The 25369-nt window shown below is 63.9% G+C and carries 28 protein-coding genes and 1 pseudogene; 16 read left to right on the top strand and 13 right to left on the bottom strand.

Annotated elements, in window-relative coordinates:
* The first annotated feature begins 34 nt into the window (after positions 1–34).
* The 5 genes from AC4D2R_RS08780 (at position 35) to AC4D2R_RS08760 (ending at position 7471) form a co-directional block, all read left to right on the top strand.
* Positions 35–514, top strand: coding sequence for a cupin domain-containing protein (locus AC4D2R_RS08780; protein WP_490900252.1), 480 nt, complete (start codon positions 35–37; stop codon positions 512–514).
* Positions 511–1443, top strand: coding sequence for an acyl-CoA thioesterase (locus AC4D2R_RS08775; RefSeq protein ID WP_490939378.1), 933 nt, complete (start codon positions 511–513; stop codon positions 1441–1443). The genes AC4D2R_RS08780 and AC4D2R_RS08775 overlap by 4 nt, the downstream gene beginning before the upstream one ends.
* Before the next feature lie 57 nt (positions 1444–1500).
* Entirely contained in the window at positions 1501–3150 is a 1650-nt protein-coding gene (locus AC4D2R_RS08770) for an AMP-binding protein (protein WP_490939376.1), read from the top strand.
* 22 nt (positions 3151–3172) lie between these two features.
* Positions 3173–5560, top strand: a complete 2388-nt coding sequence (locus AC4D2R_RS08765; RefSeq protein WP_490939374.1) for a bifunctional salicylyl-CoA 5-hydroxylase/oxidoreductase — start codon at positions 3173–3175, stop codon at positions 5558–5560.
* A 282-nt stretch (positions 5561–5842) separates the two neighbouring features.
* The gene (locus tag AC4D2R_RS08760; RefSeq protein WP_490939372.1) at positions 5843–7471 is read left to right on the top strand and encodes an SLC13 family permease; all 1629 of its coding nucleotides are present in this window, start codon (positions 5843–5845) and stop codon (positions 7469–7471) included.
* A 170-nt stretch (positions 7472–7641) separates the two neighbouring features.
* Here the strand turns inward: AC4D2R_RS08760 and AC4D2R_RS08755 are convergent, their stop codons facing one another.
* Positions 7642–8253 (bottom strand): hypothetical protein, encoded by a 612-nt coding sequence (locus AC4D2R_RS08755; RefSeq protein ID WP_490939370.1) that lies wholly within the window; start codon positions 8251–8253, stop codon positions 7642–7644.
* A gap of 132 nt (positions 8254–8385) precedes the next feature.
* Positions 8386–8697 carry a hypothetical protein gene (locus tag AC4D2R_RS08750; RefSeq protein WP_490939368.1) on the bottom strand — a complete coding sequence of 104 codons (312 nt, stop codon included), beginning with the start codon at positions 8695–8697 and terminating at the stop codon, positions 8386–8388.
* A 334-nt stretch (positions 8698–9031) separates the two neighbouring features.
* Between AC4D2R_RS08750 and AC4D2R_RS08745 the strand changes: the two genes are divergently transcribed.
* Positions 9032–9277 carry a hypothetical protein gene (locus AC4D2R_RS08745; protein ID WP_490939366.1) on the top strand — a complete coding sequence of 82 codons (246 nt, stop codon included), beginning with the start codon at positions 9032–9034 and terminating at the stop codon, positions 9275–9277.
* 286 nt (positions 9278–9563) lie between these two features.
* On the opposite strand, the gene AC4D2R_RS08740 is transcribed toward AC4D2R_RS08745, so the two are convergent.
* On the bottom strand, positions 9564–9794 hold the full coding sequence (locus AC4D2R_RS08740; RefSeq protein ID WP_490939364.1) for a hypothetical protein: 231 nt from the start codon (positions 9792–9794) through the stop codon (positions 9564–9566).
* A 583-nt stretch (positions 9795–10377) separates the two neighbouring features.
* Between AC4D2R_RS08740 and AC4D2R_RS08735 the strand changes: the two genes are divergently transcribed.
* Together AC4D2R_RS08735 and AC4D2R_RS08730 are read left to right on the top strand one after the other, a co-directional pair.
* Complete coding sequence (locus AC4D2R_RS08735; RefSeq protein ID WP_490939362.1) at positions 10378–11106, top strand: hypothetical protein; 729 nt, start codon at positions 10378–10380, stop codon at positions 11104–11106.
* A gap of 70 nt (positions 11107–11176) precedes the next feature.
* Complete coding sequence (locus AC4D2R_RS08730; protein ID WP_490939360.1) at positions 11177–11689, top strand: GNAT family N-acetyltransferase; 513 nt, start codon at positions 11177–11179, stop codon at positions 11687–11689.
* 27 nt (positions 11690–11716) lie between these two features.
* Here AC4D2R_RS08730 and AC4D2R_RS08725 read toward each other — a convergent pair whose 3' ends face one another.
* The 6 genes and pseudogenes from AC4D2R_RS08725 to AC4D2R_RS08700 form a co-directional block, all read right to left on the bottom strand.
* A complete protein-coding gene (locus AC4D2R_RS08725) occupies positions 11717–12238 on the bottom strand; it encodes a GrpB family protein (protein ID WP_490939358.1) in 522 nt (173 codons plus the stop codon).
* Between the two features lie 82 nt (positions 12239–12320).
* Positions 12321–13076, bottom strand: a complete 756-nt coding sequence (locus tag AC4D2R_RS08720; RefSeq protein WP_490939356.1) for a CPBP family intramembrane glutamic endopeptidase — start codon at positions 13074–13076, stop codon at positions 12321–12323.
* A 162-nt stretch (positions 13077–13238) separates the two neighbouring features.
* Positions 13239–13340: pseudogene (locus AC4D2R_RS08715) on the bottom strand (excalibur calcium-binding domain-containing protein); the annotation flags it as partial.
* Between the two features lie 66 nt (positions 13341–13406).
* Positions 13407–14288, bottom strand: coding sequence for an HNH endonuclease family protein (locus AC4D2R_RS08710; protein WP_490939354.1), 882 nt, complete (start codon positions 14286–14288; stop codon positions 13407–13409).
* An 80-nt stretch (positions 14289–14368) separates the two neighbouring features.
* Entirely contained in the window at positions 14369–14743 is a 375-nt protein-coding gene (locus tag AC4D2R_RS08705) for a nuclear transport factor 2-like protein (protein ID WP_490939352.1), read from the bottom strand.
* A gap of 169 nt (positions 14744–14912) precedes the next feature.
* A complete protein-coding gene (locus AC4D2R_RS08700; RefSeq protein ID WP_490939350.1) occupies positions 14913–15563 on the bottom strand; it encodes a DUF6226 family protein in 651 nt (216 codons plus the stop codon).
* A 111-nt stretch (positions 15564–15674) separates the two neighbouring features.
* On the opposite strand from AC4D2R_RS08700, the gene AC4D2R_RS08695 reads away from it, so the two are divergent.
* The 5 genes from AC4D2R_RS08695 (at position 15675) to AC4D2R_RS08675 (ending at position 19242) form a co-directional block, all read left to right on the top strand.
* Positions 15675–16625 (top strand): hypothetical protein, encoded by a 951-nt coding sequence (locus AC4D2R_RS08695; RefSeq protein WP_490939348.1) that lies wholly within the window; start codon positions 15675–15677, stop codon positions 16623–16625.
* A 9-nt stretch (positions 16626–16634) separates the two neighbouring features.
* Positions 16635–17066 carry a hypothetical protein gene (locus AC4D2R_RS08690; protein WP_490939346.1) on the top strand — a complete coding sequence of 144 codons (432 nt, stop codon included), beginning with the start codon at positions 16635–16637 and terminating at the stop codon, positions 17064–17066.
* Between the two features lie 71 nt (positions 17067–17137).
* Positions 17138–17803: an SDR family oxidoreductase gene (locus tag AC4D2R_RS08685; RefSeq protein ID WP_490939344.1), complete on the top strand. Its 666-nt coding sequence runs from the start codon at positions 17138–17140 to the stop codon at positions 17801–17803.
* 45 nt (positions 17804–17848) lie between these two features.
* Positions 17849–18415, top strand: coding sequence for an RNA polymerase sigma factor (locus AC4D2R_RS08680; RefSeq protein ID WP_490939342.1), 567 nt, complete (start codon positions 17849–17851; stop codon positions 18413–18415).
* Positions 18412–19242, top strand: coding sequence for a hypothetical protein (locus AC4D2R_RS08675; RefSeq protein WP_490939340.1), 831 nt, complete (start codon positions 18412–18414; stop codon positions 19240–19242). Before AC4D2R_RS08680 ends, AC4D2R_RS08675 begins: the two co-directional genes overlap by 4 nt.
* Before the next feature lie 19 nt (positions 19243–19261).
* On the opposite strand, the gene AC4D2R_RS08670 is transcribed toward AC4D2R_RS08675, so the two are convergent.
* The 3 genes from AC4D2R_RS08670 to AC4D2R_RS08660 form a co-directional block, all read right to left on the bottom strand.
* Positions 19262–20104, bottom strand: a complete 843-nt coding sequence (locus AC4D2R_RS08670; protein WP_490939338.1) for an oxygenase MpaB family protein — start codon at positions 20102–20104, stop codon at positions 19262–19264.
* A 121-nt stretch (positions 20105–20225) separates the two neighbouring features.
* Positions 20226–20507 carry a helix-turn-helix domain-containing protein gene (locus AC4D2R_RS08665; protein ID WP_490939336.1) on the bottom strand — a complete coding sequence of 94 codons (282 nt, stop codon included), beginning with the start codon at positions 20505–20507 and terminating at the stop codon, positions 20226–20228.
* Positions 20507–21004, bottom strand: a complete 498-nt coding sequence (locus AC4D2R_RS08660) for a DUF2975 domain-containing protein (protein ID WP_490939334.1) — start codon at positions 21002–21004, stop codon at positions 20507–20509. Before AC4D2R_RS08660 ends, AC4D2R_RS08665 begins: the two co-directional genes overlap by 1 nt.
* Before the next feature lie 136 nt (positions 21005–21140).
* Here AC4D2R_RS08660 and AC4D2R_RS08655 point away from each other — a divergent pair, with 136 nt between their 5' ends.
* From AC4D2R_RS08655 to AC4D2R_RS08645, 3 genes are all read left to right on the top strand, one after another.
* Complete coding sequence (locus AC4D2R_RS08655; RefSeq protein WP_490939332.1) at positions 21141–22073, top strand: ketopantoate reductase family protein; 933 nt, start codon at positions 21141–21143, stop codon at positions 22071–22073.
* A gap of 8 nt (positions 22074–22081) precedes the next feature.
* Positions 22082–22846: a formylglycine-generating enzyme family protein gene (locus AC4D2R_RS08650; protein ID WP_490939330.1), complete on the top strand. Its 765-nt coding sequence runs from the start codon at positions 22082–22084 to the stop codon at positions 22844–22846.
* A gap of 209 nt (positions 22847–23055) precedes the next feature.
* Positions 23056–24546 carry a glyceraldehyde-3-phosphate dehydrogenase gene (locus AC4D2R_RS08645; RefSeq protein ID WP_490939328.1) on the top strand — a complete coding sequence of 497 codons (1491 nt, stop codon included), beginning with the start codon at positions 23056–23058 and terminating at the stop codon, positions 24544–24546.
* A 4-nt stretch (positions 24547–24550) separates the two neighbouring features.
* On the opposite strand, the gene AC4D2R_RS08640 is transcribed toward AC4D2R_RS08645, so the two are convergent.
* On the bottom strand, positions 24551–25345 hold the full coding sequence (locus tag AC4D2R_RS08640) for a GNAT family N-acetyltransferase (RefSeq protein WP_490939326.1): 795 nt from the start codon (positions 25343–25345) through the stop codon (positions 24551–24553).
* Positions 25346–25369: the final 24 nt, after the last annotated feature.

Here is a 25369-nt window from a genome sequence, read left to right as displayed (position 1 = left end):
ACGACGTCGACATATCCAACGAGAAGGGCATCCAATGAGCACGGTCAGCCAGTACCGCACCGAAGGTGACAACAGCGCCTATTCCGGCCCTGACGGCAAGGTCGTCCCCGTCGTGACGCGCTCCGGTGAGGAAGACACCAACACCGCCCAGTCCGGAGACTGCATCCGCGTATCCGGCGTAAGCATCCAGCACACACCCGCGACGAAGATCTGGTTCGGTCAGGTTTCGAACACCCCCGGCTACCGGTCACTGCCACATCACCACGGCGAGGCAGAAACGGGCGGGTATGTCCTCCGCGGCCGCGGTCGGATCTACTTCGGCGAGGGTTACAAGGAGTACCTGGACATGACCGCCGGCGACTGGGTGTTCGTTCCCCCTTTCATGCCGCACGTCGAAGCCAACATGTCCACCACCGAAGAGCTTGTCTGGCTCACCGCGCGGACACCGGAGAACATTGTCGTAAACCTCGACGATGTTCCGGATGAGACGCTCGCGGACTACCGACGCGCATGAATCCCATGACCTCGGCAGCGGACACAACCGCAAACACCGCCGCGGAAGGGGCCAGCCAGCGTAAGGCCGGCCCGACGTCGGAGATCTTCCTCGCGGCCTTGGACCTGCAGCCAGATACCGCCCAGCTGTACGACGAGGCCTGGACGGCACGCACGCAGTATGTCCCCTGGCCCAAGGCTTTCGGCGGGGACATGGTCGCCCAGGCCGCAGCCGCGATGATGCACTCCGTCGACGGTGACCGCGTGCTGCACTCCATGCACAGCTACTTCATGCGTCCTGTCGACATCGGAGTGACGGTGCGTTACGAGGTGGAGCGCCTGCGCGATGGGCGCGGCTACTCGACCCGTCATGTTCGCGCGTTTCAGGGCGAGAAGCCTGTCTATGACGCCATCGGTTCCTTCCAGGTCCCTGAGACAGGTGCCGATCAGGCCCCCGACGCTCCCCTGGTTCCTGGCCCGGAAGAGCTGCCTGCGGCGGCGACCGTTCTGGCCAGGGAGCAAGGGCCGGCAGCCGAGTACTGGGCTGCGGGCCGGTCCTTTGACATGCGACACGTCGAAGGTCCCCTCTACACGGAGGTTTCCGGCAGTAGGGAACCCCGGCAGGCAGTGTGGGTGAAGGCGTTCGACCAGCTTCCTGACGACCCCAACCTGCACCGCGCGGCACTGGCCTACGTGTGTGACTACACGATCCTTGAACCCCTGCTGCGGTCCCAAGGCCTGGCCTGGGCCGCGCCCGGACTCCAGACGGCAAGCCTTGATCACTCCATGTGGTTTCACCGCCAAGGGCGGGCTGATGAGTGGATCTTGTATGTCCAGGAAGCTTGTTCCCTCCAAAGCAGCCGCGGCCTGGTCCGCGGCCAGTTCTTCGACCAGGAAGGCCGCCTATTGGCCACCGTCGCACAAGAAGGCCTGATCCGTCCCGGCGGCTAAGCCCACCCTCCGGTCCCGCACATCACGCCCCACGAGCATCCTTGAGGAAGTAGATCCATGCATCTGTCTCCGTCAGCGCACCAGGACACGTTCACGCGCGACAACCTGCCCCCAGCCGAACAATGGCCGGTGCTGGAATTCACCCTGCCCGAGTTGGAGTACCCGGACCGGCTCAACGCCGCTTCGGTTCTCATCGACGAGACGACGGCAGCCTTCGGCCCCGACCGGCCCGCCCTGCACACCCCGGACGGTGAAACATGGTCCTACGGCCAACTCCGCCGCCGTGCCAATCAGGTCGCTCAGGTCCTCGTGGAGGACCTCGGTGTCGTGCCCGGCAACCGCGTCATGCTGCGCGCCCCGAACAATCCGTGGCTTGTCGCCTGCTGGCTCGGCGTCCTCAAAGCAGGGGCGGTAGTTGTCACCACCATGCCGATGCTGCGTACCGAGGAAGTGTTAAGGCTCGTTGAAAGCACGAGTCCGACAGTGCTCCTCGCCGACCACCGCTTCCTCTCCGGCCTTGCTGACGTTCTGGGGCAGACACTGCTGGTCCCGGTAGGCGGGGATGGAACCGACGACCTTCTTCACCGGTGCGAAACGAAGTCGGGCGAGTTCGCTGCCGTCGAAACGGCATCGGATGACGTCGCGCTATTGGGCCCCACCTCCGGCACCACGGGCACCCCGAAATTCACGATGCACTTCCACCGCGACATCCTCGCCAACGCTGACACCTTCGCCCGGCACATACTCGCGCCAGTGCCCGACGACGTCTTCGCGGGCTCCCCGCCGCTGGCGTTCACCTTCGGCCTCGGCGGGCTCGTCGTCTTTCCGCTTCGCTTTGGCGCATCCGCCCTGCTCACCGAGCGCAGCGCACCGCTCGAGCTCGCCCGGCTTGTGCATGACCGGGGAGTCACCGTCCTGTTCACTGCACCGACCGCCTACCGTGCCATCCTCAAGGAAGGCCAGGAAGGCCTCCTGAAGAACCTGCGGATCGCCGTCTCCGCAGGAGAACACCTGCCTGTCCAGACCTGGCGGGAAGTTAAGGAGAAAATCGGGCTTGATCTCATCAACGGGATCGGAGCCACCGAAATGCTGCACGTCTTCATCTCCGCGGCCGTGGGTGACATCCGACCGGAGGCGACAGGAAAACCTGTCCCCGGATACCGGGCAACGATCCTCGACGACGACGGCCAGGAACTCGGACCGGGACTCATCGGACGCCTGGGCGTCATCGGTCCCACCGGATGCCGGTACCTCAACGACACACGACAACTCAATTACGTTGTCAACGGGTGGAACGTCACTGGTGACACCTTCCTCAAAGACGAGGACGGCTACTTCTACTACCAGGCCCGCACGGACGGAATGATCGTCTCCGCCGGGTACAACATCAGCGGACCCGAGGTCGAAATCGCCGTCAATCAACATCCTGACGTCGTCGAATCCGCCGTCGTCGCACGTCCGGACCCCGAGCGGGGCAACATCGTCTGCGCTTTCGTCGTTCTCCGCCAGGGCGTCGAGGGGGATGACGCGAAGCGGCGCGAAATCCAGGACTTCGTCAAGCAAACCATCGCCCCTTACAAATATCCGCGCGACATTCGGTTCGTCGACGACCTGCCCCGCAATCCCAGCGGCAAGCTCCAGCACTTCCGGCTGCGTCAGCAGCTCGCGGAGGAATCAACTCCGCCGGCCGAACTCCACACCTCCTAACGTCAAGAAAAGGGAAACCGACATGAAGATCGCGATCGTTGGCGGAGGCCCGGGCGGGCTCTACTTCGCCGCCTTGATGAAGCAACTCGATCCCGCACACCACGTCACAGTCTGGGAACGCAACGCCGCCGAGGACACCTTCGGATTCGGTGTCGTGTTCAGTGATGAAACGCTCGGCGGCATCGAGAACGCCGACACGGTCGTCGCAGCCAGCATGGCCGCGCGCTTCGCCCGCTGGACCGACATCGACATCCACTTCAAGGGCGAGATGACCACCATCGGTGGTCAGGGTTTCGCTGCCATGAGCCGCAAGGAGCTGCTGGAAATCCTGCAGCAGCGGTGCCAGCAGCTCGACGTCGACCTTCGCTTCCGCACCATGGCCCCCGACGTCGAACAGCTTTCCGCCGAGTACGACCTCGTGCTCGCGGCAGATGGCCTGAACTCCGCCATCCGGAACCGGTTCCCCGAATCCTTCGGTCCAAGCCTGGACCCCCGCGAATCGAAATATATGTGGCTCGGTACTGATCTCGTTTTCGAAGCGTTCAAGTTCTTCGTCAAGGAGACCGAGTGGGGAGTCATGCAGATCCACGGCTACCCCTACTCCGATCAAGGCTCCACCTTCATCGTGGAGATGCACGAAGACGTATGGCGGCGCGCCGGCTTCGATGCGAGCGAGTCCCAGCAGTTCCCGCCCGGCGTCAGTGACGACGCATCGGTGGACAGACTCCGCGAGATCTTCTCCGAAGAGTTGGAGGGTCATAAGGTCCTCACGAACAACTCGAAGTGGATCAACTTCACCACTGTCCGCAATGAAAACTGGCGGCACGGCAACATCGTCCTCCTCGGCGACGCGGCACACACCGCACACTTCTCCATCGGCTCGGGCACAAAGCTGGCGATGGAAGACGCCCTGGCCCTGGCGGCATGCCTGCATGAGCACCCGGACATCGAACACGCGCTCGAGGCCTACGAAACCGAACGCCGCCCGGTCGTTGAATCGACACAACGCGCAGCACAAGCCTCCCTTGAATGGTTCGAAACGATCGGCCAATACAAGGATCAGGAGCGCACGCAGTTCTGCTTCAACCTGCTCACCCGCTCCCGGCGCATCACCTACGAAAACCTCAAGCTGCGCGACCCGGACTTCACAGCCAAAGTGGACGAGGCATTCGCACGGGCACAAGGACTCGAATCAAACGCGCCGGCTATGTTCCAGCCCTACAGCATCGGCAGCCTGCAGCTGAAGAACCGCATTGTGGTGTCGCCGATGGACATGTACTCGGCAGTCGATGGAGTGCCGGGCGAATTCCACCTGGTCCATCTCGGCAGCAAGGCTCTGGGCGGCGCCGGGCTCGTCATGACCGAAATGGTTTGCGTCTCCGACATCGGGCGCATCACTCCGGGCTGCACGGGCCTGTACTCGGACGAGCAACGCGACAGTTGGAAGAAGATCACTGACTTCGTTCATACCCAGTCCAATGCCGCCATCGGAGTCCAGCTCGGACACTCAGGCCGCAAGGGTTCTACCCGCCTCATGTGGCATGGCATGGATGAACCACTCAGCGAGGGAAACTGGGAAACCTTCGGGCCCTCCCCTGTTCCTTACGGAAAGGGAAGCGCCACCCCGCGCGAGATGGACCGGACAACCATGGACGAAGTGAAGCAACAGTTCGTTGCCTCCACCCGCAGGGCCGCGGAAGCTGGCTTCGATCTGCTCGAGGTCCACGCAGCCCACGGCTACCTGCTCTCCTCCTTCCTCTCCCCCATCTCCAATCGCCGCAGCGACGAGTACGGTGGTTCCCTCGAGAACCGTCTGCGCTACCCGCTCGAAGTCTTCGACGCCATCCGCCAGGAATGGCCAGCGGACAAACCAATCCTCGTGCGGCTCTCCGCGGTGGATTGGCTACCGGACGGCAACACGGTGGAAGCAGCCGCGGAAATCGCGCGTGCCTTCGTTACCCACGGGGCCGATGGGATCGACGTGTCCAGCGGCCAGATTGCCAAGGACGAGAAGCCTCAGTTCGGACGCAGCTACCAGACCCCGTTTGCGGACGTCATACGGCACTCGGTGGCGAAGGAGGCTGGTGCAGCAGTGATCGCTGTAGGAGCGATCTCGACCTATGACGACGTCAACTCGATCCTGCTCGCCGGCCGCGCAGACCTTTGCGCCTTGGGACGGACGCACCTGTACGACCCTCAATGGACTCTCCATGCGGCCGCTGAACAGGAGTACCGCGGCCCCGGAACCGAGTGGCCCGTCCAGTTCAAGGCAGGCCGACGCAAACCGCCATCGGCGCGCACCGACGCAATCCGCCCGCGTCTTTCACTGGTCAGGGACCCGTTGGCAGATGACCTGCCAACACACGTCCGTTGGACGCCCCAGACCAAGCAGCACCAGCCCGCGGGCTGACTGGCTGCGCAAGATCGGTAGCGGGCCGGGAACGGCTGGCCCGCTACCGCCAGCTTCAAATCAGTTCACCAACCCCCGACGAATTGTGGCCGCACGTTCCTAGCCATCGGCTCGGGCGAGTGCCACCTTCGCCGGGAGTGGACACTGCTCACCATCCCCCCAATCCCGCTCCGCCCCATTGGCGTCAACCCTTTTGGCTGTCGGCATCCCGGAGTTGTTGACCCGGCACCCACCTGCTACTTTGTTGGCACCCAACGACACAATGGCGTGCGGAGGCCGGAAATGAGCGATCCGTCCAAGCGAGTTATAGCTGAGCAAGGCGAGTTCGACCAGGAGCCCCAGGACGGCCCGTCCCCGCGGCCGCGCCGTATCTGGCTTGTCCGTGGCCTTGGGGTGGCACTGGCCATCGTGGTCTACCTGCTCCTCGGCACGTCCGACCTTTCGGACGACGCTCGGGTGGTAGCAGCCGTCGGCACCCTGATGGCCGTCTGGTGGATGACGGAGGCGGTGCCGCTATCGGTGACCTCGTTGCTGCCGATAGCGCTGATGCCCGTTCTGACGCAACGAACGATCGAAGAAACCACTGCCCCATACGCGAACCCGATTGTGTTCCTGTTCCTCGGTGGGTTTCTCATCGCAATTGCCATGCAGAAGTGGAACCTGCACCGCAGGATCGCGCTGTTGACACTGCGGCGGGTGGGTACTCACCCTCGTCGGATCGTCCTCGGTCTGATGGTCTCCACCGCTTTCCTTTCAATGTGGGTGTCCAATACTGCCACCACGCTGATGATGCTGCCTATCGCCCTGAGCGTGCTGACCCTCGTGGTTGAGAACAGCACCAAAACTGGTGACGGTGCTACCGCCGGCCAGGCTTCAGAAGACGTTGGTGAAGGGCTGCGGTCAGGCAGGGCTGTCAGTGACGTTGTGGAGAATCGCGAGGTTCGCGTTTTCGGGGTAGCCCTGGTCCTGGCTGTCGCGTGGTCCGCCACGATCGGCGGATTGGGAACTCTCCTAGGCAGCCCTCCGAATGCTATCGTCGCCGGTTACATCAGCGATGAGCTTGGAAAGACAGTTGGTTTCGCCCAATGGATGCTGCTCGGTGTCCCTATCGTTGTCGTGTTCATTGGGCTGGCATGGTTGCTCATCACACGGGTTATCTTCCGTTTCAATCTGGACGAGGTGGCCGGCGGTAAGCAGTTAATCAATGACGAAATCGCCGCCCTCGGCCCGATGAGTCAAGGCGAGAAGGTAGTGCGCGCTGTCTTCGTAGCTGCCGCGTTTTTCTGGATCGTCCCAGGCCTGCTTTCCAATATCGGCAATCTCGGTGAGCAACTGCCCTTCCTTGACCTCTTTGACGACACCGTTGTCGCGATTGCGGCCGGTGCCCTGCTGTTCATCATCCCCGGTGACAAAAAGGGTCACATGACCCTCAACTGGAAGGATGCCGAGGAGGGTTTGCCTTGGGGTGTCCTGCTGCTGTTCGGAGGCGGCCTCTCGTTGGCTGCAGCAGTGGCAGGCACGGGTCTTGATGCATGGTTCGGTGAGCGGGTCACGGGCCTCGGAGCGTTGCCGATCATATTGCTGCTGGCCACAGTAGTCCTCATCGTTTTGCTCCTCACCGAGATCACCAGCAATACCGCAACGGCGGCCACCTTCATCCCCATTCTCGGCGGGGTGGCCATCGGGATAGGAGTCGACCCCATGGCACTGCTCATTCCAGCGGCGCTGGCGGCCACCTGTGCTTTTATGCTGCCCGTGGGAACACCGCCGAACGCTATTGTCTTCGCCACCGGCAACGTCAAGATCAGCGAGATGATTCGCGGGGGAATCGTGCTCAATATCGTGGGTGTTCTTCTGATAACGATATTCACGGTGCTGATCGGCCCCTTCGCGTTGGGCCTGGTGCTCTAACCGGTCGCCGACGCGGCCTGAGAGCCGTGAATATTGGGCGATTCCGCGTCATCGTCTTAGTGAACGTGCCATGGTCCTGGTCGGCGATTCGGGCGGCTGCCACCTTAGCTGAAATCCGAGAACGACTCTTCCGCGTGCGACAGCGGACCGAACACGCCGGTTCTGCACTTTCAGGTGAGACCGTCGGTCTCCTGAAGGAACCGTCCCAGCCGGAGGAAATCCCTGACTTGGACATAGGCAAATGCGAGTATGAGAATGCCGGCGGGGAACGCGTACCACCACAGCCGGGTCACGGGTGCGAAATAGACCACCGAGCACGGCAGGTAAAGGAGAACAGCGGCAGTCTCCTCGCGCAGTTGGACGGCGGCCGCCCGGACCACCGTCAGGTGCTCCCGGTCAATAGGCTCCTGGCCCGCAATTTGGCGGCGCACGGACTTCTGATCGGTTTTGTTCAGCGCGATCATCACCTTTCCCCACCCCAGCTCGACTGTGGGCCTCATCCGCTTGGAGTTGTAGGCCCACCCCCCAATCCAGCAACCCCCAAACATCAGAAACACTCCGAACTGGACATGCAAGGCCCACTGGCCCCGTCCGCCGTCGAACAGCAGATAAGCGCCGGCGGTACCCAGCGCCAGGAGAGTCGGCACGCCGACCGCCAAATACCGGGTGTAATAGATCCGGAGCGCCTCCCCAATACCGTTGTCCCTGATCTCGGCGGACCGCCGTTCCGCCGCCACCCAGCGGCTTGGCCGCTCTGCCCTCTTGTTGCTGGTGCCCGCCACTTCTCCCCCTGGTTCAGTGTGCTGTCGCTGCTGTCCAGTCTCGCATCGGACCTGCCAATTACCCGCCTGCTCCCCCGCCCTTACTCAGTGGGTGCTCATGTGTCCGGTTATCGCCGAGCCCTCGTCTTCGAATCAATCCGCATCGAGTCCTGCTGGTTTGCGGCCAGCGTGTAGAGCGAGGATGAGGACCCCGGTGACCGCTGCTCCGGCATAGGACCATGCCGTTCCCCAGTCGTATTCCGGCTGTGCCTGAACGAGTACGACCAGCGCGGTCGATAAGACCACATCAAACAGGGACTGGATTTTGCGTCCGGCGGGCGGCGACCCGAGATACAGCCGCGCCGCTGGCAACAACGGCAAGAGCAGTGCTGCCGGATTCGGGATGTAGAGGCTCAGGACGAAGATCAGCGATGCACCGGCGTACAGACCCGCGAACCCCATCAACTCCGCGGCTCTTTTCCTTCCCGGATGGCCGCTTGAACGCTGGCACAACAGAATCCACGCCGGTAGACCCACCAACCAGAAACCGGCCCACAACCCTCCCCCACCGGCCCAGACCGCGGCCAGGAGCAGGCCCAGATAGTAGCGAACCGCTGTCCGCGGTCTTCCTGCACGAGGTCCATGCTCGAAGTATTGCTTTGCCCACCGCAAGCTGGAGATCGGACGGGGCGGCACGGCCTGTCTTGTCAATGTGACTTAACCAATACGCGCCCAAAGCGGAGAAAGCACCACCCATCCGGACAATGGAAGTAGTGATAATCCGTCTTTGAGGAACCCAATGCAGTGGCTAAACAAAAACCGTGACCTTCTCCCCTCCGCCGGAGCACTCCTGGCCGTCCTCGTTTTCTGGGTTGTCGGATCCTTCGGCGGCCTCGGATTCCTCCGAGGATTCCACTCCCCCTTGGTGACCCTGACCGGGCTCTACCTGATGCTCCTGCTGGTGCCCTTCTCGCTCATCGTCGCCTTCTGGGCCGTCCGCGAGTGGCGCCGACGGCTCGCGTACCGGCGTCACGCCAACGGCTAAGGGTCACAACCACGGCGGGCAGCATCCCGCCGCGGATAGAGCCGATGGGTGAAGTGGACCGCAGGACCAGCGTGACCGGTGGCAAGACCGACCTCGGGATCCTGGGGCTGACTCAACTGTCCTGATCTCACTGGCATCCACTCTGTTCGAAGATTTCGGGACAATACCTGGAGGCTCTGGCCTGTCGCCAAACATCCGGTTACACATTTCCCGGTCGGATGCGAAGGATCTCACTCGACAGTGCGTTCTCATATACACCGGTAGCCGTGCTCAACCGTCCATACGGCTACTGTCTGGTGTAGGTGTAGGTTCCCAGATGCAGAACGGTGTTCGTCGGGGTTTCAGCCATCGTCCAATCGACGACGAGCGGAGTGCTTCCGTCGTTGTAGTAGAAGACCGCCTGCGAACCGTTGAAAACCACTTTCCCCTCATCCACGTGACCCGCTTGAACGTTGTTCCCGTCGATCAATGTCCAGGTTCCGTCGCTCGCGATGGTCAGATGAAAGTTTTCTGACACTGATCCCCCGCCCATCCAGTGTCCTTCGACTCCTGCGGGTACGACGGGCGTCGGTTCAGGTGTTGGTGTCGTCGGTTCAGCAGTTGTCGGTTCAGGCGATGGTGTCGTCGGTACGGCGGCAAACGTTGCTGGGGCCGGAGGCGGCGGCTCCCCCGGGCCAAGAACCCCGCTGGTAAAGAGCACCGTTATCACCGTGCCGGCCAAGGCCAACCCGCCTGTTATCCAAGCTGCCTTGGTTGCCGCATCCTTCGTAGATGGCTCCACGTCGCCTCCCGATGCCGGGCCCTGCCCTCAGATTGGTCCGTGGTAAACGAGGTGTCAACACTTGACCTAGTTCTCAGCCCCCCGGTTGACTGCGTACCGGATGTGCACTCTGGCAATCCTGATAACGACACCACCGCGCGTGCCGCGGTTCTCTGCCCCGCGCATGCGCTTTCCATTGCGGGACTCATCCATGGCAATTCCTACCTCATATTCTACTGAGCTTATTGAATCGGCGCCTGCGGACTCCCCTCAAGGCTGAAATGTTTCCTCGAGCAATTGATGGTGCGGCCTCATGAGTATTCTCTGCAAGAATGAAGCGATGTTGACCGCCCAGGAAAAGCGCGTATTGGATGCCGCCAATGACCTGATTGCCCATATTGGTGAGGATCCCAACCACACCGTCGCTGCGGCAGCGATGGACACCTTCGGCAGGATATACACCGGCAAAAATGTGTATCACTTCACCGGCGGGCCCTGCGCCGAGCTCGTCGTCCTCGGCGCAGCAGCGACCGCGGACGCAGGTCCGCTCACCACGATGGTGGCAGTAGGCAGCGAGGGCCGCGGTGTCATCGCGCCCTGCGGGCGCTGCCGGCAAACCATCGTGGATCTTCACCCCGACTGCATCATCATCGTTCCCACGAATGACGGACCCGACACCAGGCCTGTACTTGAATTGCTGCCCTTCACCTTCCAACACCCCGACGCCGCGCCCGGGCGGTTTTTACGTTTCAACTGCGCCTACTACGACAAAGTTGAGCAGGGTGTGAAAACCGCAACGACCCGGTACCGCGATCCAATCGATGTCGGTCCGGCACTCTTCCTCTTCGAGGACGACAACGGGTACCGGCGGTTGCCCGGAGTCATTGAGAGCATTAGATCGCTGCGCCTGGAAGAACTGACCGAGGAGCACGCACAACTTGAAGGTGCCTCCTCTGTCCTAGCACTCCAACAAGGACTCGCCCACCACTACCCCGGCATCAGCGGCGGTGACGTGGTGGATTTCGTCCAGTTCCATGTGGGTGACCCACACTCGAATTTCGATTTCTGACACACTTTGGGCATGCGATCCGCCCTTGTTTCATCCGTGGCCAACGACGAACCCCGCTCACGGGTCTGTGATGCTGCGGCGGTTCCGTAGCAGTGACGCTGCCATGGCCGTGGATCTGGCAAGTGATCCCTACGTATCTAGTATCGGTTCACTCCCCCTGGACGCCACGATGCATCAGGCCCACCTCTGGGTGGAACGGCAGCAATCCCGATATGACGAGGGGGCGGGAATTTCATTCGCCGTAGTCGACCGCGCGCACGGGCGGTGCGTTGGCTCAATTGGCTTATGGGTGCGTGAGCTGGCTGATGGCCGAGCGAAAATTGGCTATGGGATTGCACCATCTTTCCGTCGTAAGAATTTCGCTACGGATGCGTTGCGGGCGGTGACCAATTTCGGTTGGACGATACCCACCTTGCAGCGTGTGGAGCTCTATATCGAGCCGTGGAATGCGGCATCGATCAAGACCGCTGAGCGCGCGGGTTACCTCCATGAGGGACTCCTGCGAAGCTATCTGGAAATCACGGGAAAGCGCTGCGACATGCTTCTTTACTCGATGATTCGTCAGGATCTTCACATCCCCTGACTATGAGCAGTTTCGGAATTCTTGTGGTCACGTTGCCGCTTCGCCCTGAGCGCGGGCTCGCATCAAAAGTTCCGTCACGATGGCGCTCTTCCGGTCGACGTACTGCTGCCGGTCGATGATGAGCAGTGGGGCCAGCTCCCGTTTGACGGCGGCGTACCGGTCGGCCTGCCCGGGATTGGACCGGAGGTAGTCGCGGAGGTCGACATGGTCGTTATGCGGATCGCTGCCGGCCACGACCACGTACACGTGGTGGTGGGCGAAACCTGGAAGCACGTCGAACGCCTCACGTCCCTTGATGCCCAGGTTGCCCCGGTGCGCGTAACCGGCCGCGTTGAGGGCGGCGACGCCGTCAGCAACGAAATTGGCTTCGGGCACGACGACGTCGATATCGATGATGGGCTTGGCATCGAGTCCGGGAACGCTGGTGCTTCCGACATGTTCGATCCGGTGCGGCACCCCGGCAAGGAACGGCCGCAGGTAATCTGCAAGCTCGCGGAAGTCGACCGGCCATGACGGCCTGTAAGGAACGACTTCACTTGGTGCATCCACTTCCTCATCGTATTCTCCACAGGCGCGCCGCGGGGAAGCCTGTCCGCGCCACCAGCCGGCACCCACCCGTCCTCGTGACAGCTCAGGCGACAGTGAACACGATCAGAAGGACTAGCGCGTTGTTCGCCGCGTGAAGCAGGATGGGCGCCCAGAGGTTTTGGTGGAACCGGCGCAGGAGCGCCAGCGCCACACCGAGCACAAAGAGATGGACGAAGTTGAGGATCACCAAATGGAGGGCGGCAAAGAGCACTGCGGACAGCACGACGGCTGTGAAGGGCTTGTACCGCCGCGAGAAACCGCTGAGGAAAGCACCCCGGAACAGCATCTCCTCCCACAGCGGCGTCAGGACGGCAATTACGACGGCGGCGAGGATGACGACCCCTGGGGGCAGAGCGGGGAGGTCAGCGAAGGGGTCGCCCGACGACCCGGCAGCTGAAGTGTCGACGCCCAGCGGGACTAGGGCAGAAAGGAAAAGGACCTGCAGCGTTCCGGCGGTCAGGATCGAGACGGGGATCTGCCAGAGCAGATGGAACATCCTCGGCGTGGGCCGCCGGAAACCCAGATCGGTGAGTCTCAGGCAATTCCTTCGAATCAGATGCAGGTACAGAGCGAGGATGATCAGCGCTGTGGTTGCCGCAAGGAACACTACGATGGAAGTGCCCGATGTGAAGTCCACCAGGTCGAGCAGCCCGGCTGCCAGCACCGCACCGACGAACGCCGCGACATAGAGCACCACAAACAGCAGTGCCCACCACGCCTGTTTGAGGCTGATGTTGTTTTCCTGCCTCGCTGCACCCTGATGTGCTCCGGGTGCCCCGTGACCCAAGTGCTGGCTCATGCGCGTGTTTCCATCCATCTCCCCCATCCGGCCATCATGCCGCAGGGAAGTAATCCGCCGAAACGGCACGGACGGGCGGTTCCATGGACCGGAGGGTCCCGCACCCTCCGGATGCCGAATATGTGATGCCGAGCACAACCAAGAGAGTGCCCTTCGCCTACATTAGGACTGGCAACCGACTCCGTCACCGTCTCGGTCGAACTTGGCGTCGAATCCCGGGTCGCCCGCGCGGATCGGAGCGGCCCCCGCTGCCCGGACTTCGGCGCAGCTGGCATAGGAGACATGGCCTGACGGCGGGGCCTGTGTGGCGGTCGCCTCTCCGACGGGAGCCTAAGGTGCCGGTGGGGATTCAACAGGCGTGCCCGGCGACGGCGGGACAGCCGAGACGGTCTGAGAATCCTCGGGGAGCGGTTGGTCAGGGCACGAAGCGAGGACCTTGGCGATGGCGTCCCGCTCTGCCGTGGTCACCCACAGTTGGTACTTGGCTTTCACCGCGGTCTGCCGTGCCACGTATTCGCAGCGGAACGCCTTATTGGCGGGCAGCCATGTGGCGGCGTCGGCGTCGCCCTTCTGGCGGTTCGCCGGCCCGTCGACGGCGAGCAGGTTCAGCGGATCGTTGGCGAAGTCCCGGCGGGCCTCGGGAGAGAGCTGCTGGGCGCCGGTCACCCAGGCGTTGCCAAGCGCCACTACGTGATCAATGTCCACGAGGGCGTCGCCGCCCTTCACGAAGTCAATTTTCCTGCCGGTGTAGGGGTCGGCGAGGACGCCAGCGGTGACAACGCAGCCATTGGTGCCGGGTTTGAAGGTCTCCCCAGTCAGATCCCGTGCCAGGACGTCATTGCGGCTGTCGCATCCGTTCCGGTCCACATCGGCCCAGGCAGGTCCGAACTGATCCCGGTCGTACCCGGTTTTCGGGGCGCGGCCCTTGACCGCGCGCGCCTCCAGTGCGTCAAGGGCGGCCGGCGCTGACGGGTTGGAGATGCCAGGAGTGGCCGGCGGTACGGGATCGCTCTCACGGGCCGCGGAAGGGCTCTCGGCGGGTGCCGGATTCTGCCCAATTGCAGCCACGTCATCCGGCACCGGAGTGCAGGCGGCCATGCCAAAGGCCAGGAGAGCGCCGGCTATGGAGGTGAAGGCCTTGATGCGAGCCCGGTGGCCGAACACCCCGGCACCAGTGGAGTCTGTCCTGTCGGGGCGGATGGCAAATGGCACTAAGTCAGCCTAGCCCGGGGTGGCTCCCGGGAAGCGCATACTCGCCGGACCACAGCGCCGCTATTGCGTAGCTCTCGGGCCTACAGATTGATCAGGTAGCTCCTGATTGTGGTGACCTTTGCGGTTTTTGCCGCGGACGCGAACCGCATCACGTGGCAGAACGCCTGCTTGGTCCCATTGCGGAAGGTGATCACGCCGTCAACGCCGCCCTCCCTGCCGCGGGTGAGGATCGAGCTCAGCTCGATGTGGTCCACTTCGGCCTGCCCGGAGAGCCTGTCGATCACGCCGGCCACTCCTTCAATCGCCTCACCGCCGGGAATTTCCCAGTTCACCTTGTCGGCGAGCAGTCTATCGAGTTGTGGGGCGTTGACCTCGGCGAATGCGAGCACGATTTCCCGGATGACCAGGTGGCGCGGGGCGTTGCCGCAGCCCTCCGGTTCCGTCATGGCGATCATCAGCTGTCAACGTTTCCCATGCAGCGGCGGGACTGGGGTTACACCTCTGCTGGTCTTGGTCATTGGTCTCCTGCCCTTATTCCAATCTCGACGGTTCATCTCAGCACCCGCTTTGCATATGACGGCGAGCGCGCCAACAGTGTGCACCCTCCCTCGGTTCGTTTTCCTCCTAGCGCTTGGGCCCGCGCTCGGGCCACGCCGCCCAGTGCCGGGCGAGGGGTTCACGGTCCATTGCTCGGGCAAGCTCCTGCCAACCCTCGGGAAGGTCCTCAAGCCTGCCGTTGCTCTGACACGTACCGTCGGCCCCTCGAAGCTCCTTCCACACCGGCAGGGGTTCGCGCAGATCCACGGCTTCCCGCAACCCACCGCCCACGACCGCGAAAACCGTCCGCTCCATCGCTGATGCGGCCTCCTCAAGGGTTTCGTCACAGGCATCACAAGCACACGCAGGAAACGCCTCATTGAACAGCGTTCCGCAGTGAATCGTGGTCCCTGCGGCTGATGTGAGGAAGGTGATGGGGGACGCAGCGGGATCCGCAGGGACCAGCCTGAGCAGCTCCGTGGGGATTGTGGGCTGGTAGTAGCCGAATTCCTGTCCGTCCGTCTCTGCCCTTTCGACGTCGTAATTGCGGAGCAGGTAAGCGATCAGGTCTCCTGTGACCTGCTGCAGCGGCGCGAAGCGCTCGATATTGCTGATCCGGCTGTAACTGTCATCTGGTGGCCCCCCTCTCGAGTGCCACCGATTCCCGTACTCGATTACCAATCCTTCGGCATCCCGGAAGGTGGGCGGAGTTATTGGCGTGCGGGTGTACTCCTCCATTCCGTCATCCTAGGAGCCCACGTCAACCCCCGCAGCCGTTCGTGGAGGCCTGACTGCTGTCCGCCGGCGCACTCCCGCCGCGGGTGGCGAGTGGGAGGCTAGGCTGACGACGTGCAAACCGTGGAAGATGCCCGGAGCCTGAGCCCGAGCCTCAAAGAAATACACCGCGTTCCAAGCTTGATGGTCGGGCTGGCCTCTGCTGCCCTCGGACTGCTGCCCTGGGTGATCACCGGCATGCGCCTTCCGCTGCAGAATCTGTGGGCGACCGCGACGCCGCCCGAGGACATGCCGGTGACGTTCCTGCCTTTCAGCCAGTACGCGCTGGTCCTCCTTGCCGCGGTGGTCATCATGGGCTCGGCGATTGCAGGGTGCGCAGTTCGGCGAGCGCCAGCGCACGGACGGCGCCTGAAACTCAGCGCGGTCGCGCTTGGCGTGGTGGCCCTTCAGACGGTCGGGACTGTTCAAAGCGCGCTAACTGTCTCGGGCGGGCTGAGGAAAGTCCCGATCGCGGACCTTTACCTCTATGCGTTGATCGCGGGGACTGTCGCTGCAATGCTCACGGGGATTCTTGTCTTGTTGCTCATTGCCCGGGCTCCTGCGGCCTGGGCGGCGATCAGCATGAGCATTACCGCCGTGATGTCGGGTGCGTGGCTGGGCGGAATCGTGCTTCCGTTCGGATCCGTCTCGACGGATACGCAGTCGATGCTTCTGGGCGCGGTCCGGTGGGTCCCCGCCGTCGTCGTAGGCCTCATTCTGGTGTGGTGCGGCTTCAACACGATCGGCAGGGTCTTTGCGTCGATCACCGGCTTGCTCCTGCTGTGGGTTGGGCCCGCGGGATTCGCGGGCATCAGTGCAGCCGCGGGAACCCGTGTGCTCGCTCCCTATCCCGACGAGATGGCGGAATACGGCGCACAGGTTTTCGTCAGTGCGCTCGGCCTCCAGGGAGGATCCCTATCGCTCTTAGTCCTCGCCGTGATTGTCGCCGCCCTCGGGTCGGCTGCGCGATGGTCAGTTCAACGGAACCGCCTGGACAGTCCCGTGTATGGGAAACCACTTGGCTAGGGCATCACGGTGACGCGGCCGAAACTCATCCTCGTCGCAGTTGGCGTCGTTGCCGGCGTCTGCGTTCCGGCCTGCACCGCCGCCGGAACATCGTCGGAAGCTGCCGCCACCAATCGGGTTCTGCTCGTTTCTCCGGAAGTACGCGACGGAAGGTCCGGACCAGAGGCACTGTTTGAAGGATCCCTCGTCCTCAGTGCCGCGAACTGCGTGCAGGGTAAGGCCAAGGATGGCACGACGTTCAATCTCGAGTTCCCCGCAGGGACGGTCCCTGACCCAGCTGATCCGGATGCCATCGATATGGGCTTCGCAAGAATTGTCGTGAATCAGGAAGTCTCACTTGGGGGCGGCTACAGCGATGACGCCGGGCTGGCATCATCGCTTCCTGCGTCGTGTCGGCAGCCGGTTACATTCAAGGTCTACTCGACGTCCGACTCATATTGATGACCCAGAGGCTGTTCAGACACATCACGGAGCTGCGGGCAGCGGCCCGGTGGCTCACCTAGTGTTGGGGCATGCCTCTTGCCTTGATCACCGGAGCCGCCCGCAGCATCGGCATCGCCGCAGGGATCGCCCCGCGGCTTGTCGCCGATGGATGGAATGTCGTCACCAGCGACCTCAAAGGCACCGATTACCCCTGCGACCTGTCCGTGCCGACCGGCCCCGAGGAGTTGATGGGGACTGTCACACGCAACCACGGCCCGGTCACGGCGCTGATCCTGAGCCACGCGCACGACGTGGAGTCGGGGATTCTGGACACCACGGCAGAAAGCTTTGATATGCACGTGGCGGTCAACGCCCGTGCGAGTCTGCTGCTGATCGCCGCCTTCGCCCGCCAGCTTCCCTCCGGAGGCGGGGCAGTCGTCGCCCTCACCAGCGACCACACCACCGGCAACCTGCCCTACGGAGCTTCAAAAGGAGCGCTCGACCGCATCGTGATTTCCGCCGCCCGCGAGCTCGGACCCCGGGGGCTTTCAGCGAATGTGCTCAACCCGGGTCCGATCGATACCGGCTGGATGAGCGCGGAGCTGCGCACCGAGCTGACCCCCAAGCATCCCCTGGGACGCCTGGGTACTCCCACCGATATTGCGGGCGTCGTCTCGTTCCTCGTTTCGGAGGAAGGGCGATGGGTCTCCGGGCAGCTGCTTAAGGCCGACGGCGGCTTCTCCGCGCTGTTCTGACACACCAAGCGACACACTTGGCCAGGTGGCGGACACGTACAGTGCATGAGGCATTTTTCGGAGCTTCCGCAGCGGGAGCACACCTTCAGGTCGTTCTACGGAACGGTCTATCCCGACCTGCTCAGGTTTGTGCTACGACGCGCCCACCCGGACCACGCCGAAGACGTGGTCGCTGACGCGTTCCTTGTTGTGTGGCGACGGCTCGACGAGCTGCCGCGCCTCCCAGAGGACGCCAGGGCATGGGTTTTCGGCATCACCCGGAACATCCTGCTGAACGCCCAGCGGGGAGAGCAGCGTCGCCACGCACTGGGTGTGCGCCTCGCAGATGCCGCAACGGTGCCCTCTCTCGACTCGGACGCCGACCTTGTGGCGAACCGCGTGGACCTGGGCAGAGCGTGGCGCAGCCTTTCCGAGGTCCACCAGGAGGCGCTCGGACTCGCGGTCTTCGAAGAGCTCAAAGCACCGCAGGCAGCGGCCGTGCTCGGCATCTCGCCGGTCGCGTTCCGCCTACGACTAAGCCGTGCCCGCCGGGCACTCCGACTCCTCCTCGAACACCTCCCCCAGCCCTCCCGCACGCCGGCCGCCGTCCTTGGAAGGACAACCGCATCATGACCCGCACCCCAGACATCTACACAACGCTTAAATCACTCGACGCCGCCCGCCAGCACGGCGCAGACACCCAACGGGCCCATGCCGATCTTCGGCAGATCCTTGCCACCGACCCAACATCCTTTCCGCGGGGCCCGCGGTCGTCGGCCACTGCCGGACGACGGCGCCCCCAAGGGAGCCCGGCCCGGACCGGGCGCAGGGCCGCCGTGATCCTCGGGGCGGCGGCCGCTGTAACTGCCGGCCTGATCGCCCTGCCGTCCCTGAACGGCGGCGACCCGGCATTCGCCACCTGGACGCCGCTACCTGCCGGCATGACGGAGCAGGAACAAAGCACCGCCGCGGCCGAGTGCCGCGCATCCCAAATGGACACAGGCGCCGGAATGTACGCCCACGACGTCGAGACTGCCACGCTGGCGATTGCTGAGCGCCGCGGCGCCTGGACCACTGTCGTGCTTGCAGGAACCGATGGGTTCTCGGCAATGTGCATCACCGACGACTCAACCCACCCGTTCGACAACGGAATGATCGGCTCGGTTGGAAGACCGACCGGTTACGCCGCTCCTGGCCCCCGCGACCTCACCACCTCGGATCTGGGCACCGGCACGATGGAAGCGGGCGATATCTCCTTGGCGGCCGGCGCGGCAGGTTCCGACGTCGCGGGAGTCAGTTATGAGAGCCACACCCACAAGGAGGTGGCCGCCACCGTATCCGAGGGACGGTTCGCCCTCTGGCTGCCCGGTGATGAACTCGAAAACGCAGCAGCGGAGGGACTTGAGGTTGAAGTGACCTACCGGGACGGCACCACGGGAACCAGCCGGCTCAGCTTCTAGTGCGCCGGTCCTCGCCGCATTACGCCCGGACGCGGTTCAAGGCGACGAGGTAGTGGGGCCAGTACCGAGGCCGGGCCGGCAGCAAAGGCAGTGCGTTGCGGGTTGCCAGTCGGGCCGCGCCAAAGGCTGCCTGATCCCGGCGTCGCCAGGAGAGCCCGTAACCATCCCGCACCGCCGGTGGAAGGAGGCCGGCTGCGAGCAGCGCGGGAAAGGGACGGGCGAGCGGGGTCAGGATCGGCGGAGTGGGAGACAGGATCTGCTTTGCCAGCAGCGCGGCGGTCGCACCGACGGTGAGCCCGCCGCGGATCTGGTCGTCCATGTAGCGTTCCAATCCGGGATATCCGTCGGGCAGAATCGATGCCGGGACCCCGAAGCGGTCAGCCATCCGGGTCATGTCCCGGTAGTACTCGTCGCATTCCGCCGGCGGGATCGAGCGGACGAACTTGTCGGTGACGGCGATCGACGTCCACACCAGGGTCGCGAAGACCCAGAGTGCGAGCTCGGGATCGTCAGCACGGTACGACGTTCCCGCCGGTATCGGGCCGGTTGCGGCAGGTAGGGTGCCCCGGACGCGCCGATGCCGGCGTCCGACGCGAGTTGCGGCGGCATGAACCTGGGCATGGTCGCCGAACGTGACGTGCAGGACGGCGTCAAGCGTGCCGCGGAGCCGGCGCAGGGGGTCGGTCGCGAAATTGCTGTGCGCCCGCACGCCTTCGGCGACGAGTGGGTGGGCTACCTGGAGCAGCAGGGCGGCTGGACCCGCCGCGAGGAGAATGCGCTCACGCCCGATACGCCACGCCGCCGACGCCGGGCCGAAAATGCCGGGGTCGCCGCTTTGTCCTGCCGGCGGACGTGGAGGCATGAATGCCTTCAGCGCCGGCATCAGTTCCGCCTGATTGCCACTGGGTCAACGCGCGTGGGTGGCAGCATGTCATCCGCAGCCGGCACATCACCATAGCGCCTTGCGCGCCCTCCAACGTCCGTCATTGGCCTTGCCCGCCTCCCGGCCCCCGCACCGTGGCCGGGCGCTCCGCATGACCGGGACCGGCATGCTCGTCCAGGTCATCGACCCACTCCAGCAGATCACCGGGCTGACAACCAAGAACCCTGCACATGGCCTCCAGCGTAGTGAATCGGACGGCTTTGGCGCGGCCGTTTTTCAACACCGCCACGTTCGCCGGCGTCAGCCCGATGCGGTCGGCGAACTCCCCAACACTCATCTTCCGCTTGGCCAACTCAACGTCGATGCGCACAACGATCGGCATCAAATCACCTCGTCCAACTCCGTGCGGAGGTTCCGCGCCTCGACGTCGCGGGCTACCGCCTGCGCGAGCAACGCCCGCAGCACCAGGACGATCAGGGCCACCGCGGCGATCATCACCGCTACTCCCCCGACCAGCAGGACGACGCCCGGAGCGACGGCCTCCCCGGGAGCGAGTGCGACCCCCAACCCGAATGTCAGCAGGGACGCCGCCGCAAAAGCGCCGATCACGACGTCAACGAGTCGGAAGGCATCGGTCGAAAACACGGTCCCCCGGCGCACCATCGTCAGGAGTCCCCACACACAGACCATCGCCGCCTGAATCGCGAGGATGCCCAGAACGGTGAGGACAACGAGCGGGGTACGGATTGCCGCGACGTCCGGATCCGCCTCGCCCAGGTCAACCCCCAGCAGAGGCACCATCATAACTTGTACGAACAACGCACCGGCGAACATCATCACGAGGACTATGCGCAGCGCGATGACTGTCAGTTTTCCCATTTCATCTCCCTTAACCGAATGTCAGTGCAAAACTATTGATATTCAATTGAAAAAGCAAGCAGATCGTTCTCAAGCGACTTGAGGCCTAGGGTTGGAACGAGAACCCAGCGACTGCTCGAACGGTTAGGTATCCACTTTGCGAATTCTCGTCATCGGCCCCGGAGCCACCGGAGGTTACTTCGGGGGCCGGCTCGTCGAGGCGGGCCGCGACACTACTTTTCTTGCCCGGCCCGGCCGGGCAGCACAACTGAAGGAGCACGGCCTGACCGTGGTCGACCCGGACCGTGCTGTGACCCTGCACCCGCCGGTCATCACGGCCGACCAGCTTGACGCTCCCTTCGACCTGATCCTTGTCGCGGTGAAGGCCGCCGCGCTCACCGCGGCTCTTGAGGGCATCGGCAGAGCCGTGACGAGCGAAACGCTCGTCCTACCCTTCCTGAACGGCATGGCGCACATGGATGAACTGGAGCGCCGTTTCCCCGGCCAGGTCCTGGGCGGGATCGTCCGGGTTGTCAGCACCGTCGATGAGTCCGGGCGAATCGTGCAGTTCAAGCCCATCAACACCCTGGCCCTTGGCGAACTCTCGGGCGAGCGAACAGCGCGGGCCGTCGAAGCCCTGGACACCCTGACCGTGCCGGGTATCGAGACCACACTGGCCGATGACATCACGGCATCAATGTGGCACAAATGGGCGTTCATCGTCGCCTCCGGTGTGGCAACCTGCCTCTTCCGCAGCACCATCGGTGGGATTCTTTCGGTTCCCGGCGGCGAGGAGTCAATTCTCAAGATCGTTGGCGAGTGCGAGGCCGTTGCTGCTGCTGCGGGATTTCCCGTGCCCGAGAACGAGCACCAGGCGACCATCGGCATGCTCACGGAGCGGGGATCGGTATTCACCTCGTCCCTGTACCGCGACGTCAGCGCCGGGCATGCCGGAGAAACGGAGCATCTCGTGGGGGACTTCGCCGCCCGTGCCCGTCAGCTGTGGGTGCCGACCCCGATCCTCGACCTCGCCCTGATTCAGCTCCGTATCGTGGGGCATGGCCAGCCCGAGTCTCCGCGCCGGCCGTGACCTTCTCAATGGCAGTGATTCCTGGGGGATCTCTTGAACTGCGGGACGCGCGGTCCGGTTCAATCCGCGACGTCACTCTGATTCCGTTCGAGCTCGGGCGGACGGAGGTCACATGGGCCGTCTGGCCAGCGGCTGCGGAGACCCGAAGCACCCCGCCCTTCCCGGTGAATGTGCCTGCCCACCCCGTGACGTGGTTTGAAGCTGTCCGGTGGTGCAATGACATGTCCGCCTCGGCCGGCATGGTTCCGGCGTACGCGATCCGCGACCGGGACGTTACGTGGGATGTCAGCGCCGACGGCTTTCGGCTTCCAACCGAAGCGGAGTGGGAGTGGTCCTGCCGCGCGGGAACGCGTACCCCTACCTACGGCGCGCTGTCGGAGATCGCGTGGACGGCTGAGGATCAGGTCGACGGTCCCCGGGCGGTGGCGCTCAAGGCTCCGAACGCTTTCGGCCTGTTCGACATGATCGGCAATGTGTGGGAGTGGTGCTGGGACTACGCCGATACCGCCCGGTATGGGGATTACCGGAGTATCCGCGGCGGAGGGTGGGCCGATCAGCCCTGGAGCTGCCGGGCGTCGGTGCGCCGCGGCAGTGCACCCGGCGCGGTACTTGAGGATGTCGGATTCAGGGTGGCCCGTGGGTCGGTTGGTGAACCCGGCGCGCAAGCCGCCCAGGGCTGGGCGGCAGACGCCGATCGGCGCAGGGCGGACATCCGCGGACCACTTCCCGTCGGCTGGACCCCGCACCGGGGGCTGGCCTCGCGTACGAACTGACCGAAGGGACCGCATCAAAGGCCTCCGGAGCAGCTGACCGGCCGCGCCGACAGTCCTTGGTGGTCCTTACCGGGAACGGAGTTGTCCGACACGCAGGAAAGGCGGTCTAATAGGGGTAACCGACCAGTCAATGTTGCCTGGCGCTATCCCTGCGTCGCATCCGGCTGGATGATTCCGTGCCGGTAGACCCGGCGCAGTGAGGGACGCAGTTGACGCATCACGACCCGACCACGAGCCGCGAGACCTGGATGAGCCGCGAGGCGCTCGCCGAGGCGATGATTCCGGTGATCGGCCGCCTGTACCGCGAGAACAACGTTGTCACGAGCATTCACGGGCGCAGCCTCATCAATAAGTCGACGATGAACATCCTCAAGGCGCACCGTTTTGCCCGTCGCATCAGCAACGAGGAACTCCGGTTGGAGGACACCGCTCCCCTGCTCGAGATCCTCTCCGGCCTCGACCTCGGCGCGGCGGCGATCGACATCGCCCGGTTGCGCCTAAAGTTCGACCGCGAGGCCGACGGCCGCACGCTCGAGGCATTCCTTCGGGACGAGCTCGCCGACGTCGTGGGGAAGGGCGGGCGCGACGAGAGGACGAGCACCGACGTCGTCCTCTACGGCTTCGGGCGCATCGGCCGCCTCCTCGCCCGCCTGCTCATCGAGAAGGCCGGCGGCGGGCACGGCCTGCGCCTGCGGGCGGTTGTGGTCCGCCGCGGGTCCGACAACGACCTCGTCAAGCGGGCAAGCCTGCTGCGTCGCGACTCCGTGCATGGGTCCTTCGAGGGGACCATCCAGGTGGATGAGCAGGCGGAGATCATTACCGCGAACGGGATCCCCATCCAGGTGATCTACTCTAACGATCCCTCGACCATCGATTACACCCAATACGGCATTCGCGACGCCCTCGTCGTCGACAACACCGGGCGCTGGCGCGACGCCGACGGCCTTTCCCAGCACCTGCGCAGCAAGGGCGTGGCGAAGGTCCTGCTCACCGCCCCGGGCAAGGGCGCCTTGAAGAACATCGTCCACGGCATCAACCACGGCACCATCAGCGACGACGATACCATCATCACGGCGGCGTCGTGCACGACGAACGCAATCACGCCCGTCCTGAAGGCAATCAACGACCGCTTCGGAGTGGTGCACGGCCACGTGGAGACCGTGCATTCGTTCACCAACGATCAGAATCTCATCGACAACTTCCACCGTGGTGACCGGCGGGGACGCTCGGCGGCCCTGAACATGGTGCTGACCGAGACAGGAGCGGCCAAGGCCGTGGCCAAGGCGCTGCCCGAGCTCGAAGGGAAGCTGACCGGCAGCTCGATCCGCGTCCCCACCCCCGACGTGTCGATCGCGATCCTGAACCTTACCCTGCGCGAAGGCACGACGAAGGACGAGGTGAACGCCTACCTGCGCGGCATGTCGCTTCACTCCGACCTGCGCAAGCAGATCGACTACATCGCCTCCCCCGAGGTCGTCTCAACCGACTTCGTCGGATCACGCCGCGCCGGGATCGTCGACGGTCTCGCAACGATCTCCAATGAGACCTTCCTCGTCCTGTATGTCTGGTACGACAACGAGTTCGGCTACAGCTGCCAGGTTGTCCGGGTCATGGAGGAAATGGCTGGCGTGCATCCTCCGGCCTTCCCAGCCAAGGAGGCAACCCTGGAGCCGGCCGCCATGCCCCTGGTGGGTTCCTAGCCGGTCACCGTTGCCAGCGGTACGGCGTTGTAGTTGACACCTTGACCAATCCGTAGCGTTCGAGGATCGGCCGTGAGTACTCGGTGGAATCGCTGTGGATGAGGGTTTTTCCCATCGCGAGTGCGGACCGCGCCCGCGCTGCGGTGAGAGCCCGATAGATGCCCCGTCCCCGCCATTGCCTGCGTGTCGCCCCGCCCCAGATGCCGGCAAAGTCGGTTCCAGCTACGGGTTCGAGGCGGCCGGCGCTCACGATCTGGCCCTGGTGCTCGGCGATCCACAGTTCCATGCCGTCCTTGAGGGCGGTGCGGCGCAGCAGCGCCCGTGCCGACTCATCGGAGATCCTGTCGCCGAAGACCTCGTCCTGCATGGCGCTCATCGCGCGGATGTCGGATTCCCCGGTGACCTGGCGCAGGGAGACCCCGGCCGGGAGCGGCACTTCGACACAGAGCGCATCCGCGCGTCCGATCATGATCGATTCGGTGTCGTCCGGCATAAAGCCGTTCGCCACCAGCGCGTCATTGAGCCCAGGTGCGTGGTCATGGCCGCGGGTCTTCCACTCCACCCTCGTGATCTCCGGGTCTTCACAGTAGTGGGCGAGCGTGTCAACCACCCATCGGGCGATGGTCTTCACGCTTCCGCCGGCCAGGTCCTGGTAGGTGACGAACCCTCGCCCACCCGCAAAGGTCACCAGCCGCAAAGGGCCCAGGCGGGCGACGGCTATCGCGCTGGGCGTCTCCGCGTCGGTGCGCAGTTGCCGGTCATAGGCTTTCAGCAGCCGCTCGGAATGATTCACAATCATCAATCAGACCACAACCGACCGTTC

The sequence above is a fragment of the Arthrobacter sp. TJ-217 genome (assembly GCF_058269255.1).
The sequence above is the reverse complement of the archived record's forward strand: the minus strand, read 5'-3'. Positions and strand labels throughout refer to the sequence as shown.

What these genes read in the sequence shown, in the direction of transcription:
- AC4D2R_RS08670 (WP_490939338.1), bottom strand. Translation starts at nt 20,104, where the DNA reads ATGCCTCCACGTCCGCCGGCAGGACAAAGCGGCGACCCCGGCATTTTC.
- AC4D2R_RS08640 (WP_490939326.1), bottom strand. Translation starts at nt 25,345, where the DNA reads ATGATTGTGAATCATTCCGAGCGGCTGCTGAAAGCCTATGACCGGCAA.
- AC4D2R_RS08770 (WP_490939376.1), top strand. Translation starts at nt 1,501, where the DNA reads ATGCATCTGTCTCCGTCAGCGCACCAGGACACGTTCACGCGCGACAAC.
- AC4D2R_RS08735 (WP_490939362.1), top strand. Translation starts at nt 10,378, where the DNA reads ATGTTGACCGCCCAGGAAAAGCGCGTATTGGATGCCGCCAATGACCTG.
- AC4D2R_RS08745 (WP_490939366.1), top strand. Translation starts at nt 9,032, where the DNA reads ATGCAGTGGCTAAACAAAAACCGTGACCTTCTCCCCTCCGCCGGAGCA.
- AC4D2R_RS08680 (WP_490939342.1), top strand. Translation starts at nt 17,849, where the DNA reads ATGAGGCATTTTTCGGAGCTTCCGCAGCGGGAGCACACCTTCAGGTCG.
- AC4D2R_RS08705 (WP_490939352.1), bottom strand. Translation starts at nt 14,743, where the DNA reads ATGATCGCCATGACGGAACCGGAGGGCTGCGGCAACGCCCCGCGCCAC.
- AC4D2R_RS08775 (WP_490939378.1), top strand. Translation starts at nt 511, where the DNA reads ATGAATCCCATGACCTCGGCAGCGGACACAACCGCAAACACCGCCGCG.
- AC4D2R_RS08665 (WP_490939336.1), bottom strand. Translation starts at nt 20,507, where the DNA reads ATGCCGATCGTTGTGCGCATCGACGTTGAGTTGGCCAAGCGGAAGATG.
- AC4D2R_RS08700 (WP_490939350.1), bottom strand. Translation starts at nt 15,563, where the DNA reads ATGGAGGAGTACACCCGCACGCCAATAACTCCGCCCACCTTCCGGGAT.
- AC4D2R_RS08720 (WP_490939356.1), bottom strand. Translation starts at nt 13,076, where the DNA reads ATGAGCCAGCACTTGGGTCACGGGGCACCCGGAGCACATCAGGGTGCA.
- AC4D2R_RS08650 (WP_490939330.1), top strand. Translation starts at nt 22,082, where the DNA reads ATGGCAGTGATTCCTGGGGGATCTCTTGAACTGCGGGACGCGCGGTCC.
- AC4D2R_RS08760 (WP_490939372.1), top strand. Translation starts at nt 5,843, where the DNA reads ATGAGCGATCCGTCCAAGCGAGTTATAGCTGAGCAAGGCGAGTTCGAC.
- AC4D2R_RS08675 (WP_490939340.1), top strand. Translation starts at nt 18,412, where the DNA reads ATGACCCGCACCCCAGACATCTACACAACGCTTAAATCACTCGACGCC.
- AC4D2R_RS08780 (WP_490900252.1), top strand. Translation starts at nt 35, where the DNA reads ATGAGCACGGTCAGCCAGTACCGCACCGAAGGTGACAACAGCGCCTAT.
- AC4D2R_RS08730 (WP_490939360.1), top strand. Translation starts at nt 11,177, where the DNA reads ATGCTGCGGCGGTTCCGTAGCAGTGACGCTGCCATGGCCGTGGATCTG.
- AC4D2R_RS08685 (WP_490939344.1), top strand. Translation starts at nt 17,138, where the DNA reads ATGCCTCTTGCCTTGATCACCGGAGCCGCCCGCAGCATCGGCATCGCC.
- AC4D2R_RS08765 (WP_490939374.1), top strand. Translation starts at nt 3,173, where the DNA reads ATGAAGATCGCGATCGTTGGCGGAGGCCCGGGCGGGCTCTACTTCGCC.
- AC4D2R_RS08660 (WP_490939334.1), bottom strand. Translation starts at nt 21,004, where the DNA reads ATGGGAAAACTGACAGTCATCGCGCTGCGCATAGTCCTCGTGATGATG.